Annotated in this window: 8 protein-coding genes and 2 pseudogenes; 8 read left to right on the top strand and 2 right to left on the bottom strand. The window is 51.5% G+C overall.

Annotation, left to right across the window (positions count from 1 at the left end; all coding sequences use genetic code 11):
* Window positions 1-66: 66 nt before the first annotated feature.
* From B0W44_RS10335 to B0W44_RS19210, 8 genes and pseudogenes are all read left to right on the top strand, one after another.
* Window positions 67-1,667: pseudogene (locus B0W44_RS10335) on the top strand (alkaline phosphatase D family protein).
* A 1,074-nt stretch (window positions 1,668-2,741) separates the two neighbouring features.
* Entirely contained in the window at window positions 2,742-4,004 is a 1,263-nt protein-coding gene (locus B0W44_RS10340; RefSeq protein WP_169835526.1) for a metallophosphoesterase family protein, read from the top strand.
* Window positions 4,005-4,325: 321 nt separating this feature from the next.
* Window positions 4,326-7,547: an ATP-binding protein gene (locus B0W44_RS10345; RefSeq protein ID WP_169835527.1), complete on the top strand. Its 3,222-nt coding sequence runs from the start codon at window positions 4,326-4,328 to the stop codon at window positions 7,545-7,547.
* A gap of 515 nt (window positions 7,548-8,062) precedes the next feature.
* A pseudogene (locus B0W44_RS10350) lies at window positions 8,063-10,494 on the top strand (family 78 glycoside hydrolase catalytic domain); the annotation flags it as partial.
* A gap of 174 nt (window positions 10,495-10,668) precedes the next feature.
* Window positions 10,669-11,955, top strand: coding sequence for a COG1470 family protein (locus B0W44_RS18910; RefSeq protein WP_418304094.1), 1,287 nt, complete (start codon window positions 10,669-10,671; stop codon window positions 11,953-11,955).
* A gap of 94 nt (window positions 11,956-12,049) precedes the next feature.
* The gene (locus B0W44_RS18160; RefSeq protein ID WP_169835528.1) at window positions 12,050-12,202 is read left to right on the top strand and encodes a hypothetical protein; all 153 of its coding nucleotides are present in this window, start codon (window positions 12,050-12,052) and stop codon (window positions 12,200-12,202) included.
* Window positions 12,199-15,609, top strand: coding sequence for a family 78 glycoside hydrolase catalytic domain (locus B0W44_RS10360; protein ID WP_169835529.1), 3,411 nt, complete (start codon window positions 12,199-12,201; stop codon window positions 15,607-15,609). Before B0W44_RS18160 ends, B0W44_RS10360 begins: the two co-directional genes overlap by 4 nt.
* A 23-nt stretch (window positions 15,610-15,632) precedes the next feature.
* Window positions 15,633-15,788, top strand: a complete 156-nt coding sequence (locus B0W44_RS19210; RefSeq protein ID WP_418304095.1) for an FIMAH domain-containing protein — start codon at window positions 15,633-15,635, stop codon at window positions 15,786-15,788.
* Window positions 15,789-16,037: 249 nt separating this feature from the next.
* Here B0W44_RS19210 and B0W44_RS10365 read toward each other — a convergent pair whose 3' ends face one another.
* Together B0W44_RS10365 and B0W44_RS18825 are read right to left on the bottom strand one after the other, a co-directional pair.
* Window positions 16,038-18,560 carry an FIMAH domain-containing protein gene (locus B0W44_RS10365; RefSeq protein ID WP_250637968.1) on the bottom strand — a complete coding sequence of 841 codons (2,523 nt, stop codon included), beginning with the start codon at window positions 18,558-18,560 and terminating at the stop codon, window positions 16,038-16,040.
* Window positions 18,557-19,528 carry a glycoside hydrolase family 30 protein gene (locus tag B0W44_RS18825; protein ID WP_250637969.1) on the bottom strand — a complete coding sequence of 324 codons (972 nt, stop codon included), beginning with the start codon at window positions 19,526-19,528 and terminating at the stop codon, window positions 18,557-18,559. Before B0W44_RS18825 ends, B0W44_RS10365 begins: the two co-directional genes overlap by 4 nt.
* Window positions 19,529-19,615: the final 87 nt, after the last annotated feature.

Below are 19,615 nucleotides of genomic sequence, written 5' to 3' on the forward strand. Positions count from 1 at the left end.
GACAAAACGGAAAGTAACTGAAGGTAGGTCTCAAAACATCAAAGCAGGAAAGGAGACATTCTTCACATGGACAGCCAATCTTTTAAAAAGGAAGTGGAAAAACTTAAGTCTTTCATTAGACAAGGGTTAGAGCCCGCTCATCAGGGCTTAATCGATGCTGCAGTGCCTAGGTTTGAAAAGAATCCATTCCAATTAGGTGTCGCTTCAGGTGATCCTTATCCCGACGGTGTGGTGCTGTGGACGCGCTTGGCGCCTGAACCGCTTGCCGCAGATGGCCGGGGAGGAATGCCTGAGGTCAAAATACCCGTGGAATGGGAGCTTGCTGAGGATCAGAACTTTCAGTATGTTGTGAAGCAGGGGGTTGCTGTGGCTTTACCGGAATTGGCCCACTCAGTCCATGTGGAACTGGAAGGGCTAGAGCCTTGGCGGTACTATTATTACCGATTTAAAGCAGGTGGACATGTCAGTCCTGTCGGCAGAACGAAAACAGCCCCTGCCCGGGATGCTGACGTTCCATTTCTGTCCTTTGCGGTGGCGTCCTGTCAAGCGTGGTATCACGGCTATTATACAGCTTATAAACATATGGCGGAAGAAGATTTGGACTTCGTATTATTTCTCGGTGACTACATTTATGAATATGCCATCAACTCTTCCAACCTATTCCGCCCGGTGAAGCTGTCAAATGTGCACAATACCAAAGTAGTCACACTCGACCAGTACCGTCTCAGGTATTCGCTTTTTAAGTCAGACCCTGATTTACAGGCTGCCCACGCTGCTTTTCCATGGATTATAACGTGGGATGATCACGAAGTGGAAAACAACTATGCCGGCGAGGTATCTCAGTACGATGCTTATCCGTATCAATTCTTAATGCAACGCGCGGATGCTTATCAGGCGTTTTACGAAAATCTTCCGCTAAGACACATTTCGACCCCGGAGGGGCCCGATATGCGGCTGTACCGTAAATTGACATATGGAAAGCTCGCAGAATTTAATGTGTTGGATACACGCCAATACCGGGATGACTATACGTCTGTCACAGTAAGCGGACCGGATGCTGCGGAGCGTTTAGATCCAGAACGGACAATCTTGGGAGAAGAACAGGAACAGTGGCTCATGAACAATCTAAAGCAGTCGCATGCAACATGGAACGTGCTGGCCCAGCAGGTTTTCATGGCCCAGGTTGATCGTGATCCAGGACCTGGAGAAGAATACAGTATGGATGGCTGGGATGGCTTTGTCGCGAATAGACAGCGCATTTTAAATGCTTTCAAGGAATATGAGGTCAATAATCCAGTCGTTCTGACGGGGATATTCACCGCCATGCGGCCGCTGATCTGAAAATGGATTTTAATGACCCCAGTTCAGAAATTGTCGGCTCTGAATTTGCAACAACGTCAATTTCTTCCGACGGGGATGGGTCGGAATTGGATGATCTCGCTGGCCTTTGGCTTTCAAACGATCATGTGAAACTTTACAATGCACAACGCGGTTATGTACGCTGCCGTGTTACGCCGGAACGGTGGAAAACCGATCATCTTGTGCTACCGTATATTACCCGTAAGGGTGCGCCGATCCAGACGTATGCCAGTTTTATTTTGGAAAATGGAAAGCCGGGCTTACAGAAAGTTGAAGTGGAATCCCGCAGGGAAACGACAAACGTATAAAGAGAAGACAAAAAAAGGTAATGTATACCCACATGTTTGTGTGGGTTTTTGTTTTTTTTAAAAAAACGGGATGTTTTGAAAGCGTGAAATGGTCAGAACTAGTGTGAACACGGAACCGGCAGACATTAAAGTGATTGTTTTTCGCCAGTTTACCTCCTTTGAAGGTTTTATAGCCTCTCGGGATACCGCAATCCATATTAACATGGTCGCGATGGAAATCGCCATTTCAGACATATTTCATGTTCCTTTCATTGAAAAAAGTCTCGAATCTGCCATATTTTTCATGTGCACTGTCCGACGACTTTACGAAATCATGTTTGCCAATATTTCAAAAGCGGTCTGTTCAACACCATTGTAAACAGTTGTCGCTCTACTGGGCAACACACAATATTTTTATCAATGGCGAGCCCCAGTCTGGTACCGCCTGTTGGTTCTGCCCAGGATTTTTTCACCCAGTAAAACCGTCTGAAATATAGGGTCAGTCGATTTTCAGATGGTGACATTGGCTTTCGGAAGTGTTATGATCGCGACCACAATGCCGACGGGTTGACTTCCTTGATGAAACCTTTTGTTTTTGTCCCCCAGGAGCGGGTGTCATCCCGGTTGAAGGAGCAAATCGTATGGCTGCTTGCGACGACCGATCTTACCACCGAGACCCCGTCTTTTCCAGACATGGGTACGTGAGCGTTTGGTAAGCAGTTTCGATTAGATCAAAGGCTAGTTAAGTCAAGGTGTGAGTGAGGTCTCTGCCTACCAAGTCTTGAAAGACTTATATTGTCTATTGTTGAAAAATACAACTTTATGGTACAGTTACGATGAAAAATATAATGTTGAGGACATGCTGTTCACAAAAAAAGCTCTCACCTACTTGGCGAGGAGATTACCCGGCAAGAAGGTTGAACCCATTAATATAAGGAGTAGAAGAGGCTTTTTATTTTTTTATCTATTAATGACTGAATATAGCTAAATGACGTCAAGAACCCTGCACTTGAGAGTCGGGGCTTGAAGGACAGAAATTTCAAGTTTAGTGTTAAGTCAGCTTTAGCGCTTGTATCAGGGAAGGGGGACGGGGATGTGACGCATTTTCGTTTTATCCATGCGGCGGATCTCCACTTAGACAGTCCGTTCAGAGGAATCGGTTCGCGGGCTCCGGAGTCCGTGTTTCGCCGCTTGCGGGACTCGACATTTGCCGCGTTTGACCGTCTCATTCGTTTGTGCATTGATGAAAAGGTCGACTTTTTGTGCATCGCGGGAGACGTCTTTGACCTGGCGGATCGGAGTTTGCGCGCGCAAACCCACTTTCAAAAGGGGATGCGGGAGTTGGCCGAGCACGGTATTCGGGCGTACGTCATTCACGGCAACCACGACCCCGCCGACGGAGGGAAAGCTCCCCTCAAGTGGCCGGACAATGTCCACTTTTTTTCTGAGCGGGAAGTGGAAGCCGTTCCTTTTGTCAAACACGGGAAAGAAGTGGCCCGCCTTTACGGACGCAGTTACCCGACGGCGAAATTTACGAAACGGATCGTGGACGACTATCGACGGGATCCGGACGCTCCGTTTGCCATCGGGCTGTTACATACAAACATAGACGGTGATCCGGCGCACGACAACTACGCACCGTGTTCAAAGGTGGACTTGCTGGAGAAAGGGTTTGACTACTGGGCCCTCGGGCACATTCACCAGTCGGCAATTGTGCACGAGCGGGAACCGGTGATCGTGTACGCCGGGAATACGCAAGGACGCAGTGTGAAGGAGACCGGTCCGAAAGGGTGTTACGTTGTCGACGTGCGGGATAGCCGGGTGGACAAGCTGACCTTCCGGGAAACGGACGACGTGCGTTGGCATGTCGTCGAGGTGGATGTAACGGGGGTAGAAGAAATGCAACACGTCCTGGACCGCCTGCTCCTGTCGCTGGAACGGGTTGCAGAGGAGTCCCGCGATCGGTGTGCAGTCGTCCGCTTTCATTTAACCGGATTGACCAAAGTGCATCGGCAACTGAAACCGGCTGAACAGGTGTTGGACATGTTGGAACCTTACATAGAGGAATTTCTGCAAGCGGAACGCTGGCTGTTTGTCGAGTCTGTCCGGGTGATGACGAAACCTTTCATTTCCCGGGAAACGCTGTTGATGGAGCGCAGTTTTTTAAGCGACTACTTACAGATAGCGGAAGACATGAAAAACAGTCGTGAACAGTTAACCGCGGTGCGGGATCACGTCCTAAATGCCGTCTACGGGCACAGGGAAGGGCGCAAACATCTCGGACAGCTGACAGAGGATGAGGTGCGGGATTTACTGGATGAGGCAGAAGACTTGGCGATCCGTTTATTTTCGCGGTAAAAGCCACAAACGCCAGCTCGCCTGCAAAGTCCTGGCAGTCATTCCTTCATGTGACTCAAAAATTAGCAACTACGATGGGGCAGTGCAAGGTGGGGGGTGTTACATTAATATAATTCTGAAAAGCGGGATTCATGTGATATCGTGCTTCGAGAATCCAACCTCTCCTCTACAGCTTCGATGGGAGTGATGGGGATAGCGTCAATTGGAGGAAAACCGATTTTCATTGGCGCAGGGCAACCCTTATCCTCCGCTGTCGGATAACGTTGTTTTCGGTTGTCACGAGTACAGGCAGTCGCACAGCTTGAACAGGGGGTGTATGGCGTGCGTATTGAGGAAATACACGTGTACGGGTTCGGCCAGCTGCAAGATGTATCTTACCGTTTCCGAGACGGTATTAACGTGATAGAAGGTTTGAACGAAGCGGGAAAAACGACGCTGATGGCTTTCATCCGCGGCGTGTTGTTCGGCTTTGAAAGCCGGCGCAATCCCGAGCTGCGGTATGAACCGGAAGGCGGCACGTTCGGCGGCGCTGTTGTCCTCACGGATTCGCAAGGGAGAACGTATCGCGTGGAACGCATTTTCCGCAGAAAAATTGCCGGCGATGTGACGGTGCAGCTTCCCGACGGAGGGGAAGAAGGCGAAGCGTTTTTACACCGCTTACTGGGCAACATGAATGAAAAAGTGTTCAAAAACATTTTCGCCTTCGGTTTGAGTGAATTGCAGCGCATTGACACTCTGCAAGAGGACGAGATTAATCAGTTCATTTACACCGCGGGAACCGGTGACGGAAATACGATCCGCGATGCGCAAAAAGAATTGTCCGCCATGGAACAAGAACTGTTCCGCCCAGGCGGAAGCAAGGCGAGAATCAACCGCAAACTGCAGCAGATTCGCGAAAGCACGCAGGAACTGAACCGGCTCAAGCAGGAGAACGAACAGTACGAACAGCTCGTCCAGCAATTGGAGGAACTGGACCGCTCCATCGAGCAGGAGGAAGCGCGCATCGAATCTTGGCGGCAGGACATCGCCGTACTGGAAAAAATGCTGAGTCACTACGACGATTACACACAATACATCGCGGTGCAAGATCGCTTGAAGACCCTTCCGGACATTGAGAATTTCCCTGAAGACGGCGTACACCGTCTGGAAACGTTCGTCCGCAACATTCGCGAGTGGAAAGCCCAGATCCACGATCTAGAGGAACAACGGGACCGGGTGCGGGAACAGCTGGACTCTGCGGACGACGTGACGCCGCTTCTTGACAACCGTGTGGAGATTGAAGACCTGCGGGACAGATTCAACAGCTTTCGCGAACATCAAGAGCAAGCGGAACAGTGTTTGCAGAACGCCCGCCGGGAACAGGAGCGGGTAAAAGAGCTTTGTGAGAAACTGGGGCCTGGCTGGACGGAAGAAAAACTTACGTCTTTCGATACATCCGTCGTAGCCAAACAGGCTGTCCGCACGTTTGCTTCAGAATTGGGTGAACTCGAATCGGCTCGGTCTCTGGCCCAACATGAACGGGAGGTCGCCCAGCGAAACGTGGAACGGCAGGCGGAACAGCTTGAAGCGTGGCTGAACCGCGAAGCGCCTCGCCCGGTGAAAAACAAAGAGGAGCTGGATGAAGAACACAGGCACTGGGAACAGGCGAACGACTTGACACAGCAACTCGCCTCCCTGGATCACCGCATCGCTGGATTGAAGGAGAAAGTAAAGGAGTATGAAGAGACTGAAGCGGCTTTGTCACGAGCCAACCGTCACGCCCATTCGTCAGTCTGGAAGTGGGTGTCCCTTGGCCTCACCTTGTTGATCCCCGTTTTTGTGTGGATGTGGGGTCAGCCGGTTGCGGCAATGGTGGCCTTCGGCGTGCTGGCTCTGTTGACGGTCAGGGAGTTTGTGCAGAAAGGGGAAAATGGGTCTCCCGTACACGATCTGAGGCAAAAAAGGGAAGCGGCACAAGGGGAGCTACACCGTTTACAAGCTGACGCAGATCACAAAAGGGAAACGTTACACGAGCTGTGTCGTAAACACGGACAGGTAGACGGTGATCTACGGACGTGGGAAAACGAGTTGGAAGAGGCGAAGGAAACGCTGCGTCAATGGGAGCGGTGGAAAGAACAGCGCGATGAGAAAGAGCGGGAACGTGCTCAAGCCCAGACACGGTTAGCGGAGGCGGAGTACAAGCTGGAACAGGTGGAGGCTGTGTACCGGGAGAAGTGTGAGCAGTGGGAAAGCTGGCTCAAAACCCGCGGTTTGCCTTCTACTCATGTACCGCCGGAAGGCGACCGACCGTTATCCCCGGAACTCGTGTTGGACGTAATGCGGGAGATTGAAGCGGCCAAAGACGCATTGCGCCGCACATCCGATTACCGATCGGAGCGCGCCAGACACGAACAGTTTGTGAAGGAGTACATCCGCAAACTGCAATCCGTGCTCGCACAAACAAACGTCGAGGTCACCGTGACCGATTCGGAATATCAAGTGCGTGAGTTAAGCCGCCTGTTAGAAGAGGCGAAAGAGGAGGCGAACCGTCACCGGCAACTGCGCCAGAAGTTGGAAGAACTTGAGGATGACGTGCGCAAAGTAGCACACCGTTTGCACGTTGAGGAAGAAGAACTGTCTCGCTTACTACAGCAAGGCGGGGCGGAGAACGAAGAGATGTTCCGCTTGAGAGCGGAGCAATACGGTGAGCGCAAACGGCTGGAACAAGAACAGAAGCTCATCACTCAGGCTCTCAGCCGCTTGGGGAAGGAGCTGCGCCATCTCGAACATGCCCAAGGTCGTGGAACGGATCGTTCCTTCTCAGGGCAACCACGACATGAGCTGGACGATATCCAATACGTACAAAAGGTGATGTCGCAGACGAGTAAGGGAGAAATGGAAGATGAGCTTCTTTCCTTACAAGAGAAGCTGCGTGAAGGACGTGAACGCGAGAAAGCGTTGCGTCACGAACGAGCGGCCCTCAGTGTGAAAATTGAACAGCTGGCGTCAGGCACCGATCTGTCAGAGCAAAATCAATGGTGCCAGCAACTCGTCACCGATTTGCAAGAGGACGCGCGGGAGTGGGCGGTCGTCGCTTTAACCCGGCACATCTTACAGCGTGCGATGGAGGTGTACGAGAAGGAAAAACAGCCTGGCGTGTTAAAGAAAGCTTCCCGCTATTTACAGGAGATGACAGAGGGACGCTATCATCGCGTGCTGGCGCCCATCGGGGAACAAACCCTTAAAGTGGAGCGGCAGGACGGCCGCCGGTTTGAACCCGCCTTTTTAAGCCGCGGCACGGTAGAGCAGCTTTATTTGGCCATGCGTTTCGCCCTGGTGGAGGAATATGCCTCCCAGGTCGTCCTCCCCCTCATATTGGACGACATTTTCGTCAACTTTGACCCTTACCGGACGCGTGCCGCCATCCGAACTTTGGAGGCGATTGGAGAAATGCGGCAAGTTTTGTTCTTTACGTGTCACGCCCATCTCTCGACGCTGTTCGAGGAGGAACGCGTCCCTTACGAGCGGATTGCGTTGACGACGCACGTGCCGCAATGGCAGTAACCGTCACCCGTTGTGCGACGTGAGGACATCGCCACAGCATCGTGAAAGGCATATGTTACTTTCGTAACGTATGCCTTTTTGTATTTTTTAAGAAGTAAAGTACACAATCTAGGAGGTTGAAAGTATATAGGTTCATAATTGTAACAAAAGTCATATTGACGGACTTATATGAAAACAATATTATCAAAATATAATAAAAGAAAAGGGAAAAACACAAATGTAAACAAAAATAACAGGAGGTGGTCTCATTCTCTTTTTCAATGGGCGGTCTGAAAGCACTTTCATATAGAAACACGAAGAGGGTTTGGTATGCCTTCAAGGCCGCGGCAAATGTGTGATGAGAGGAATAAAGGAGGAAAAGAAGCGTGAGGAAGTCTATCAATCTGTTACTGTCTGTTGTTCTTGTTGTCACCCTGTGGGTTCCCGTGACGGATATTGCCTTTGGGGCAACGGATGAAAAGATTGAAGTAATTGACTTAAGGGCTGAGTATACTGATAATCCCCTCGGGATTGACGTGACCAAACCGCGACTCAGTTGGAAGCTCCAGGCTGATGAACGGGGGCAGACCCAGACTGCTTACCAGATTCAGGTGGCAAGCAGTGAAAGCGAGCTGCTGAATGACAACCCCGACATGTGGGACACGGGGAAGGTGGAGTCCGATCAGTCGGTGAACGTCGCGTACGAGGGAGAGCCGCTGGAATCCGGCAAGCGCTACTATTGGCGTGTCAAAGTGTGGGACAAGCACGGGAGTTCTTCGGAGTGGAGCGACCCCGCCTGGTGGGAAATGGGATTGCTCGAGGAATCCGACTGGCAGGCGGAGTGGATTGGGAAAGGTGAAGCGCCTGATGAATCGGAAGACAATGCCTCCTCTTCATCTTCGGAACCTCTATTTCGCAAGGACTTTACAATTGACAAACCGATCAAACGGGCACGTCTGTACTCCACAGCCTTAGGCGTGTATGAACCATACATCAACGGGGAGCGTGTGGGCGAAGATATTTTCGCACCGGGGTGGACGGACTATCATCAGCGAATTCAGTACCAGACTTACGATGTAACGGAGTTACTGCAAACCGGTGAGAACGCCATCGGCGCGATGCTGGGAGACGGGTGGTATGCCGGGCATGTCGGGCTAGCAGGCCGGCATGTATACGGCGAGAAACCGCACCTTCTCATGCAACTAGAAATTGACTATGAGGACGGAACGTCCGAGACAGTCGCGACGGATGGCTCTTGGAAGTGGGCCACGGGGCCGATCGTGTCTTCCGACATGCTCATGGGCGAGACCTACGATGCACGCAAAGAGATACCTGGCTGGAACGCGCCGGACTTTGACGATGCAGACTGGAGCGAAGTTGACGTCTTGGAGGAAGGCGTGAGTGGAGAACTCGTAGCACAAGCGGGTCCCACCGTTCAAGTGACCGAAGAAATCGAGCCCGTCGAGATCACAGAGCCGGAACCGGGGACGTACGTCTTTGACCTGGGGCAAAACATGGTCGGCAATGTCCGGCTGAAAGTGAGCGGAGAAGCGGGCGAGACCATCACCTTGCGCCACGCCGAAGTCTTGAACCCGGACGGGACCATCTACACCGCTAACTTGCGCAGTGCGAAAGCGACCGACCACTACACGTTGAAAGGTGAAGGCGAAGAAATTTACGAACCGCACTTCACGTTCCACGGTTTTCGCTACGTCGAAGTGACGGGCTATTCAGGAGAGCCGACAAAGGACATGATCACCGGTCGGGTGATGCATACCGCAGCGCCGTTTTCCGGTCACTTCGAGACGTCGAATGACATGCTGAACCAGTTGCAAAGCAACATCAGGTGGGGTCAGCGCGGGAACTTCTTAAGCATACCCACCGACACCCCGGCCCGTGACGAAAGGTTAGGGTGGACCGGTGACATTAACGTGTTCGTCGGGGCCGCGACGTTCAACATGGACGTCACGCGGTTTCTCGGCAGTAAATGGCTGCAAGATTTACGCGACGCCCAGTCGGAGAACGGGGCTTACCCAGACGTCGCCCCGGACGTGTGCTGTGGGGAAGGGAATGCCGGTTGGGGGATGCTGGTGTCACGGTTCCGTACGCGATATGGCAACGGTACGGCGACACCCGAGTGATTGAAGAGAACTATGAGGCGATGGTTCGCTGGATTGAGTACATGAAGGAGAACAGCACCGATTACATTCGCCCGGCCCCGGCGTACGGCGATTGGCTGAACGTGAACGACCCGACACCTGGGGAGCTCATATCGACCGCTTACTTTGCGTACAGCACGAAACTGCTCTCCGACATGGCGCGCGCCATCGGACGCACGGATGACGCCGAGGCGTTTAAGCAGCTCTTCGAAGACATTAAAGCCGCATTTAACGAGGCATTTGTGAAAGAGGACGGCCAGATAGCCGGGGACAGCCAAACCGCTTACGTCCTGGCCCTTTATATGGACCTGCTCCCTGAGGACAAGAGACAAAAGGCAGCGGATCACTTAGTAGAGCGGATCAAAGAGCGTGACTGGCATTTGTCCACCGGATTTCTCGGCACCCGGGATTTGCTGCCGGTCTTGAGTGACACCGGGCACCTAGATGTGGCCTACCGGTTGCTCCTGAACGACACCTTCCCGTCATGGGGTTACCAGATCAAGAACGGGGCGACGACGATGTGGGAGCGCTGGGATTCGATCAGGCCCGATGGCAGCTTTCAAGACGCGGGCATGAATTCGTTCAACCACTACGCGTACGGTGCCGTCGGGGATTGGATGTACCGGAACATCGCAGGGATTCAGCACGATCCGGACCGTCCCGGGTACAAGCATGTGATCATTCACCCGCGTCCGGGTGGAGACCTGACCCATGCGAAGGGAGTATACGAATCGGTCTACGGCACGATTGTGAGTGACTGGGAACAGAGAGACGGCGATTTTAGGCTGAATGTCACCGTTCCGGTCAACACGACGGCAACCGTGTATGTACCGGCTGACAACGAGTGGTCCGTCACCGAAAGTGGGCAGCTCGCGCACGAAGCAGAAGGTGTCACTTTTGTGAAAATGGAAGAAGGTTATGCTGTCTATGAGATCGGTTCCGGAGAGTACCGTTTTACAGTACATCCTGTCAGTGCAGTCTATATGAGCACCTTAGTAGCGTTCTTCAAAGAAGCAGGTGAATTAGCCAACCATGGAGCTGCGCGTGCTTTGGATGTCCATTTAGCGGCAGTCGACCGCTTCGAGAAAAAGGGAGCAGCGGATAAAGTCGTCAAGCATCTCAATGGTTTCAAACAGTTGCTGAACCATCAGCGGGAAAATGAGTTAATCTCGGAAAATGCCTCTAACGTCCTTCAAATGTTTGCCGATCGGTTGATTGAGCAGTTGATAAAAAAGGGTGTCAGTGCTGAATTAAGAGCCGAAGAGACAGAATTTCACCCTGGTGACCAGGTTCACTTTGAAACTGTGTTTGAAAACAACAGTGATGACAATATTCACGATCTGGACATGTCGCTCACCGTGCCCGAAGGCTGGGAGATTACAGCGGTAACCTCGCCCTCCGCCAAAGTTGTAAAGCCTGGCGAGACGTTCACGGCACAATTTAACGCCATTGTGCCCAAACATCAAGAATTGACAGACTCATTGACCATCGAGGGAGAGGCGGTCTATCGGAAATTCGGAGAAGAAGCCACCATTCCCTTAAACATAAGGGCTAAGGTGACATCTCCCGTTCGCATTCAGGAAATTCAGTCCGATCCGGTGGAGCCGGGAGAAGAAACGACGCTTCATGTCACAATGCAGAACGTTGCACAACAGTCGTTTACAGGAAACGTAACGGTCGAAGCGCCATCGGATTGGACGGTAGTGCCGACAACGCAAAGCTACGAACTTGATGCAGGAACAGAAGGAACGTTCGGGTTCACGGTTGTCGCTCCAGAAGACGCCGTGCGCGGTGCTGAGATGCACGTGTCGGCAACGTATGATAACTATAAGGCCGATGAAACGACAACGACGGTACATTTGCCCGGTGTGTCCTGGGAATTTGATACTGACGGAGACGCACAAGGCTGGCAACCGACGAATCACTTAACGGAATTTACGGTTTCTGACGGTGTGTTGACGACCCAGTCAACCGGCGGTGATCCATACATGGTTCAGCGGGAGCCGTTGTCAATGGATGCCAGTCACGGGGCGGTTGTCCAGTTGACGATGAAGACGTCAGTCTCCTCCGGCGGACAGATTTTTTGGGGAACGGAAGCATCACCGCACTTTTCCGAGGACAAAAGCACGCGCTTCAATGTGAAGGGTGGGGAATTTCACGTCTATCATGTCCCCATTCCACCGCAGGATAGTCCGATCACCAATCTCCGGATTGATCCGCTGACACAGGAAGGGGACATCACCATCGAGTCGATTCGCCTTTTACGCTAATAAACAGGTAGGAAATGAGGCCGGGATGTGCGGTCTCCGGCCTCTGCCCAGCACGACAAAATACAGTCAAAAGCGAGGAGAAGGAGAAGGAAGCGTGAACCAAAATGTTAGTCTGTTGTTGTCTGTCGCCCTTGTCGTCACGATGTGGTCACCTATGACTGGCACAGTGTTCGGTCAATCGGGCGGCGATGTGGAAGTCAACGACTTAAGAACAGAGTACGCAAACAACCCCTCGGCATTGACGTGACCAAGCCGCGGCTCAGTTGGAAACTAGTGTCAAGTGAACGGGGGCAGTCCCAGACTGCTTACCAGATTCAGGTGGCCAGCAGTGAAAGCGAGCTGCTGAATGACAACCCCGACATGTGGGACACGGGCAAGGTGGAGTCCAATCAGTCGGTGAACGTCGAGTACGAAGGAGAGCCACTGGAATCCGGCAAGCGCTACTATTGGCGCGTGAAAGTGTGGGACAAGCACGGGAGTTCTTCGGAGTGGAGCGAACCTGCCTGGTGGGAAATGGGGTTGCTCGAGGAATCCGATTGGAAAGGTGACTGGATTGGTTTAGATGCGGGAGAAGGGGAGGAAGACCTAAACCTGGAAGGAGCCCATTGGATTTGGTATCCCGAAGGAAATCCCGCCGAAAATGCGCCAGCTGGACAACGTTATTTCCGCTATTCGTTCCAATTGCCGCCAGATAAGGAAATATCGAGAGCCGAAATGGTGCTGACCGCCGATGACAGCTATGTGCTCTATGTCAACGGCGAGCACGCCGACAGCTCTCCCCAGGTGACAGATGCGTGGAAACAAGCGAGATTAGTAGACGTCACGCACATGCTTAGTGCGGGACATAACGTCATTGCAATCGTTGCGACGAACAGTGAAGGGCCGGATATTAACCCGGCAGGCCTGATTGGTAGAATGCGGATCGAGTACGATTCGGGAGAGGCGCTCGTTTTTGAGACAAGTCGCGATTGGAAGACACGTAAGACGGAGCAGGAAGGCTGGCATGAGCCCGATTTCGACGATACCGACTGGGACAGTGCCGTGGAAGTCGCGCCTTACGGCGACGCATTGTGGGGCGATCAAGTAGTGCTGCCGGGTGACTCTGACAAACCGGCACCGCTGATCCGGAATGAATTCACCTTAGACAAACCAGTTGCAGAAGCGCGTGTGTACGTGAGTGGGTTAGGGTATTACGAGTTGTGCCTCAACGGGCAAAAAGTCGGGGACCATGTGCTGGATCCGAATTCGACGAATTACGAAGCGCGCGTGTTGTACACGACGTATGACGTCACAAAACAGCTGAACCAAGGTGACAACGCCATCGGAGTCGAGCTCGGTCGCGGACGGTACGGCATGACGACGCCGAATACGTGGATCTGGCATGAAGCTCCTTGGCACGACGATCCAAAAGTATTGTTACAGCTGGAAATAAAATATGAGGACGGCAGCACGGAAACGATTGTCAGCGACGAGTCCTGGCGGGCGACAGAAGGTCCGACGCGCTTCGATTCCCTTTACGAAGGGGAGCGATACGACGCCCGTCTCGTTCAAGACGGCTGGACGTCGGCTGGATTCGATGACACGGGGTGGGATCACGCCGTTAAAGTGGAACCCCCTGCCGGTGAAATGCGCGCCCAGCAGCATGAACCGATTAAAGTGATGGACACGATCCGGCCGAAGTCGGTGAAAGAGGTCAAGCCGGGTGTTTACGTCTTCGATTTTGGAGTGAACGTCGCCGGGTGGGCTAAACTTCAGGTCGAAGGTCCTCGCGGGACAGAGGTGACACTTGTCTATGGTGAAAAACTTCACGATGACGGCACGGTCGACATTGATCAAGGTCACATTTACGCACAAATCCAGACCGATCGCTACATTTTGAGCGGTGATGGAGTCGAAACGTGGGAACCCAAATTCAGCTACAAGGGTTATCAGTACGTTCAAGTTTCAGGCTACCCAGGCGAGCCGACACTGGACAGTCTGGAAGGGCGTGTCATTCACACATCCGTCGCTTCGACAGGCGAATTTTCGACTTCCAATCCGCTCCTTAATCAAATGAACGAGAATGTGCGACGTGCTTATTTGAACAACTTGTACGACGTTCCGACGGACACCCCTGTGTGGGAGAAGAACGGCTGGACCGGTGACGCTCAAGTCATGGCCGCCACTTCTATATACAACTTCCATATGCCGCGTTTCTACACGAAATGGGTCCATGACATACGCGATGCACAAAAACCGAGTGGGGAACTGCCGGATATTGTCCCGACGAGCGGGTGGAGTTATGACGGATCTCCCGGCTGGACAGCTGTGCACGGGCCGACGCCTGCTTGGGATGCGGCACTGTTTGAGATTCCGTGGGAGATGTACCGACAGTACGGAGACGAGCGGATCTTGAAAAACGTTTACGAAGAAATGAAACGTTATTTTGACTATCTCGCGTCACACGCAGACGGACACATTGTACGGCTTGGGCTCGGTGACTGGATTCCGCCTGGATACGGGGGGTCACCGCCAGAAGGCCCAGATCTGACCTCGACGGCGTACTACTATCGGTTCGCCGAAACGATTTCCAACATTGCCGACATCCTCGGTAAGGAGGCGGAAGCACGTCTCTACGAAGAGAAGGCTCTAGACATCAAAGCAGCGTTCAATGAAGAATTCTTCGATGAGCAGACGAATGTATACAGGACAAACCGGGACGTCGGATACCGGCAGACATCGAACGCCGTGCCCATTGCATTCGGCCTCGCACCTGAGGATCGCGAAGAAGCGATTATCGCCAATCTTGCAGAAGACGTAGCAGAGCGCGGCAACCACCTGAACACCGGCATTATCGGGACGAAAGTTCTGCTCCCCGTGTTGACAGAGTACGGCTATGAAGACCTGGCTTACGCCATTGCCGCGCAGCGCACGTATCCGAGTTGGGGATACTGGATCGAAAACGGTGCAACAGCCTTGTACGAGAGCTGGGAGTTAAGCTCCCGTTCCCGGAACCATCACATGTTCGGTTCGGTCGGTGAGTGGTTTTACGCGTACCTTGCCGGCATTCAACCGGGTTCTCCTGGGTACGAGACCATCGTGATCAAGCCTGCCATGCCGGAAGACCTAAAACAGGCAACAGGTCGCGTGGAAACGGTCAAAGGTGACGTTGCGTCCGGCTGGGAGCAGCACCCGGACGGCACGATCACACTCGAAGTGGAAATTCCCGCGAATACGACAGCGACTGTGTACGTTCCAGCTGACAGAAAATGGGGTGTCATGGAAGGAGGACGACCTGCCCACACAGCAGAAGGTGTCACCTTTCTCAAAATGGAGGATGGATATGCCGTCTTCGAGATCGGTTCCGGAAGCTATCAGTTTACCTTCCATCCTGTCAGTGCAGCCTATATGAACACACTCGTGAAACATTTTAAAGAGGCAGGGGAATTTGCCAACCACGGGGCTGCTCGAGCCTTGGACATCCATTTAATGGCTGTGAACCGTTTTGAAGAAAAGGGAGCGGCTGAAAAAGTCGTGAAACACTTGAAAGGGTTTCAACAACTACTGAACAACCAGCGAGAAAACGACTTGATTTCGGAAGAAGCTTACGATGTGCTCGAGTCAGAAACGTTGTCCCTAGTTGATACCTACTTTGCAGCCAATCCGGACACTTAGCCCCCTAAAGGGGACGTAGATCTATAAAAGTCAGGGGGAAAGCGACGGAAAAAGTTCTCAAACATATGAAGAGCTTTAACCTGCTGCTTGATCGTCAGAAAGAGAAAGCTTTAATTTCCGAGAAGGCGTATCACACGCTGAAGGATTATAGTGATATGTTGATTAAGCGACTGCAGTAGGTTTGCGAATCAATCCCCGGTGGCAGGGCTTTTCCCTGCCCAGGGAACAGGGAACTTTACCGCCACTTCATTTCACCGTAGACACCGTCGGCGACTTTCATTTTTAACTTCATGCAGCAACGTAAAACGCCGGGGATAGGGGGATTGCCCCTATACCCGGTTTTTTTGGAATGTACAAATGACGGATGGAGATCTCCTCGTAATTCACATGAGGAGCAGCAACGGTGCTCCGGTCGAGGCACAGATGGATTATGGCCACTTTTGGATCAAACTGTCCGCACACGCTTGAAGGGTGTCATGCGCCCTCTCAGACATCAACTCATGATCTCGTTGATAATCGAGCAGTCGTTTAAAGCTTTTCATATGTTTTTTGGCCTTTTCCGTCATTCGGTTTTTTTCGTAGTGCCCCACAGCGGTCAAATGAATCGTTAAGGTCCGAGCCACGTCGTCATTTACGATGTCTCCTTCTTCCGTGAATCTTTCAATTAGTGCCAACATGTGGGCGATATCTTCCGCGCCGTCTTCAGTCGTGCCTGTTATGACGTCAAGCCCGTCGAATACGAATGTGCCTCCCTTTATATCGATTTTTGCGATGTGCTTCGTATGTTCTAATCCTCTTATGTGGTAAGTGGTTTGCCGGTCACCTTTGGAATAAATTCTGTAGTTCTCATCTACTAACTGATCATCGATGTAGACGTCTATGAGCGCATCTCGTGTTGCACCGAATAAATTAAAACCCGATCCTTCAAATTGGAAGATCATCGCACTCGTTGAATGGTTCCCCACGTCCCTCTCATCAAGCGCGAAGTTGGTCCCCTCATTTGTGTTGTTTGCGGAGTCTGTTGTCGTAATTTCAGCTCGGTTAAAGCTCGTATATTTGTCTTTTGCTACGACTTGGAGGGTGTGCTCTTCGTCTTCAAGGTTTTCGGCGGACCAGACCATTTGGATCATTTCACTGTTGTTGAAGTAATTCGCTTCACCGACGAGTTCTCCATCCAAATAGACATCGGCCTTTCCGTTTGCCGGATTGGTCACACCATACAGCCTGATTTCTGTACCTTTAAAAGTAATCTCAAAAGAGGCGCCGTTCGATCCCCATGCATTCACATCGTTTGAAGACCAATTCCCCGAATAAAATACTTTGTGTAACGTTCCTCGTTTCGTCGTTGAATCGCTATGGCGCACCGTTACCCCGTTCCACACAGGTAAATCGGTCTCTGCCGTCATGAGGGTACGATTAAAATGGGCGTATCCAGTTTGAGAGTAGTCCCATTTTCCAACGTATCCGATGGGATGATTGGCATCGAGGTCGGTGAACGCTTCTTCTTCCGAATCGTATATCTTCCCTTGGGCATTGTCGTATTTGTGAGAGGCGTAGGCATACCCTTCGATCGGCTCCACTTTTAAATTGTCAAACAGGGTTTCATAGTAACCTGACCCTAGCACAGCCCGCCCGGCCATGACAGTGGCGTCTTTGTCCGTATAAGAAGCAATTGCTTCTCCGTCAAGGTAAAGCGTGAAGACATTTTCCTTTGCTTCCAACGCTAAGTTGTGCCAAACCTCTTGGTCGAACCCCTCGATCGTTCCTTTTTTGACGACGTTTCCTAATTTAAGCATTTCGTACTTTCCGTCTGAATAGATTCGGGCATTGTATGTGGCACTGGAATCTTGGCTGCCGGTTTTCACTTGGCGAACGCCAATGAGGGCGTAATTCGGCCGGTCCCTTTCTTCTGGTGTATAAGTGTCCAGTAAAAAGTCGTAGGACACTTTATAGTTAACCCAGCGAAAATCACCGAAGATCGTGTGAGGGTTACTGTTTGATTTTTCGCCGTCTTCTCCTCCCCAGACGGCCCACTCTGCACCAATAATGTCCGGGGTGATTTTTTGTTGCAACATGTTTCCGTGGGCGTCAGCGTCCGGTATTTCTCGTTTTGTGCGTTTTGCGCTCCCTTTGGAAACAGGTTTTGTGGCCTCCTTCACGACCTCAAATGCACCGCGTTGATCCGTCGTATAACGCGGAGTGCCCCCGCGCCGATCCACGTAATCTCTACCTTGCTCATCGACAGGATAGTGATCGTATTCAAAATCATCGGTATACGGCAACGGCATGATCGTATCGTCTGAAAGATCGACTGGTTGTGAATCGTATTCAAAGCCTTCTATTTCAGATTTTTTATCTAGCGTAGATATCGTGACGATGGAATAAGGTTTGACTTCAATTGCGTATTCACCGTCGTTCGGCGTGACGACATCAATATTTTTAAACCAGTTGGCATCATAAGCCTGTCCTTCATCCGGACCGCGCGTTTCCCAAACGTACACAGGCGCATTTTCTTTTCCGCTCAAGTTTTTAGCCTGAATTTTGTATTGACGTGTCTGCTTTGTATTGTTGGCAAAGACGGTCGTGTAATCATCCGTTTCAGGGTCTTTTAATGTCATGTAATGGTGTGTACTCGTGTCGACATCGACACCACCGTCAAAGAACTCCCCGTCACTGTAAGTGGCACCTTCCACGTACATCCACCGCTCGTTTTCAGGTGTCGTAGGGTCATCGTATCCGACAAAGTTCATCACGTGGCGTACCCCTAAGATGCCGCCGTCGATTTCGTAGAAACCGGACCACGGATCAGAGGCGTTGATGAGGTGTTTTGGATGATAGGAAGAACCTTCGTAAAAGGCAGATACCGATGGTTGAAAATCGAATGAAACTGCTCGCAACGGACGGTTGCCGGCTCCTGTCCAGGAATACACTGAAATAATGCGTGACGTCACATCAACGATTCCAGCACGGCCCCTAGCCCGCCGTAATGGGGCTCCATATTAAGGCGGTAGCGGGCGTTGATCATCGGGGCAATCCCCTCGGATACCCAAACTTCTTTCGGCTCTTTGCCTTCCGAGATCAATTTGTGTTGCAATTGATTCAGCTCATCGGAACCCGTCAACCCATAGTGGGAGCTAATGACATCGATTTCATCGATTAAATCTGGGTGATTGAGCAAGGTGCGGCTGATCGTTTCCGTATCGCGATAACCGTCTGCGGCGACGAGTTTAATGTCTTTGTAGTCTGCTTCGTAGTTCGGCTCTTCTTTTATTCTCTTCGTAAAGTATTTCAGCCATTCAACTTCGTTTCGTCCATTATTGTGTATAGCTCTTTCATTTTGCGAGATGCCGATGTAATCTAACTTAAATCCGTACTCTTCGTAAACGGCATCGATCGTCTGTTTGTACCATTGATAGCGGTTTTCATAATCTTTGTTCGCCGCACCATTCCATGTCCAGCGCGGTTCACCCCAACGTAAAATTTCTGTCGTGATCTGCGGGTTAATCGACTTGGCATCTGCGGCAAATTGGAACCCAGCCCCTCTCAACACATTTGCGGGCTCATCGGCGTAACGCATCGTCGCCGGTTCTGTTCCCGAAGATGAGTCAACGTCGGCTCCCAGCTCTACCTTAACATGTGTGAGGCCAGCACCTGTATCTTTATTGAACAGCTGATTCATTATGTCCCAATATTTTTCTGGATGTTCTTCTTTGTAATCCAACAATAAGCGCGTCGTATTATTAGCTGTGACGGTGCCGAAACCTTTAAATCGGTGATAAGGGTTGACATTACGGCCATCAATGGTAATCGTTTTTGTCACGACTTCCGCTTTAGCTTCGTTCGAAGGGACAAAGGGAACTGAACTGAAAAGCAAACTAATGATGCACACCCACCCCATGGCTGTTCGCTTATTCACCATCGACTTGTCCTTCCTTTCTTCTCAATCTCTTAACGTCAAAGGCCCTAGTTGTTATCGCTTTCATTTTTTCATATTGTCTTCTGTTTT

The sequence above is a fragment of the Novibacillus thermophilus genome, from assembly GCF_002005165.1.
GTDB classification, from domain to species: Bacteria; Bacillota; Bacilli; order Thermoactinomycetales; family Novibacillaceae; genus Novibacillus; species Novibacillus thermophilus.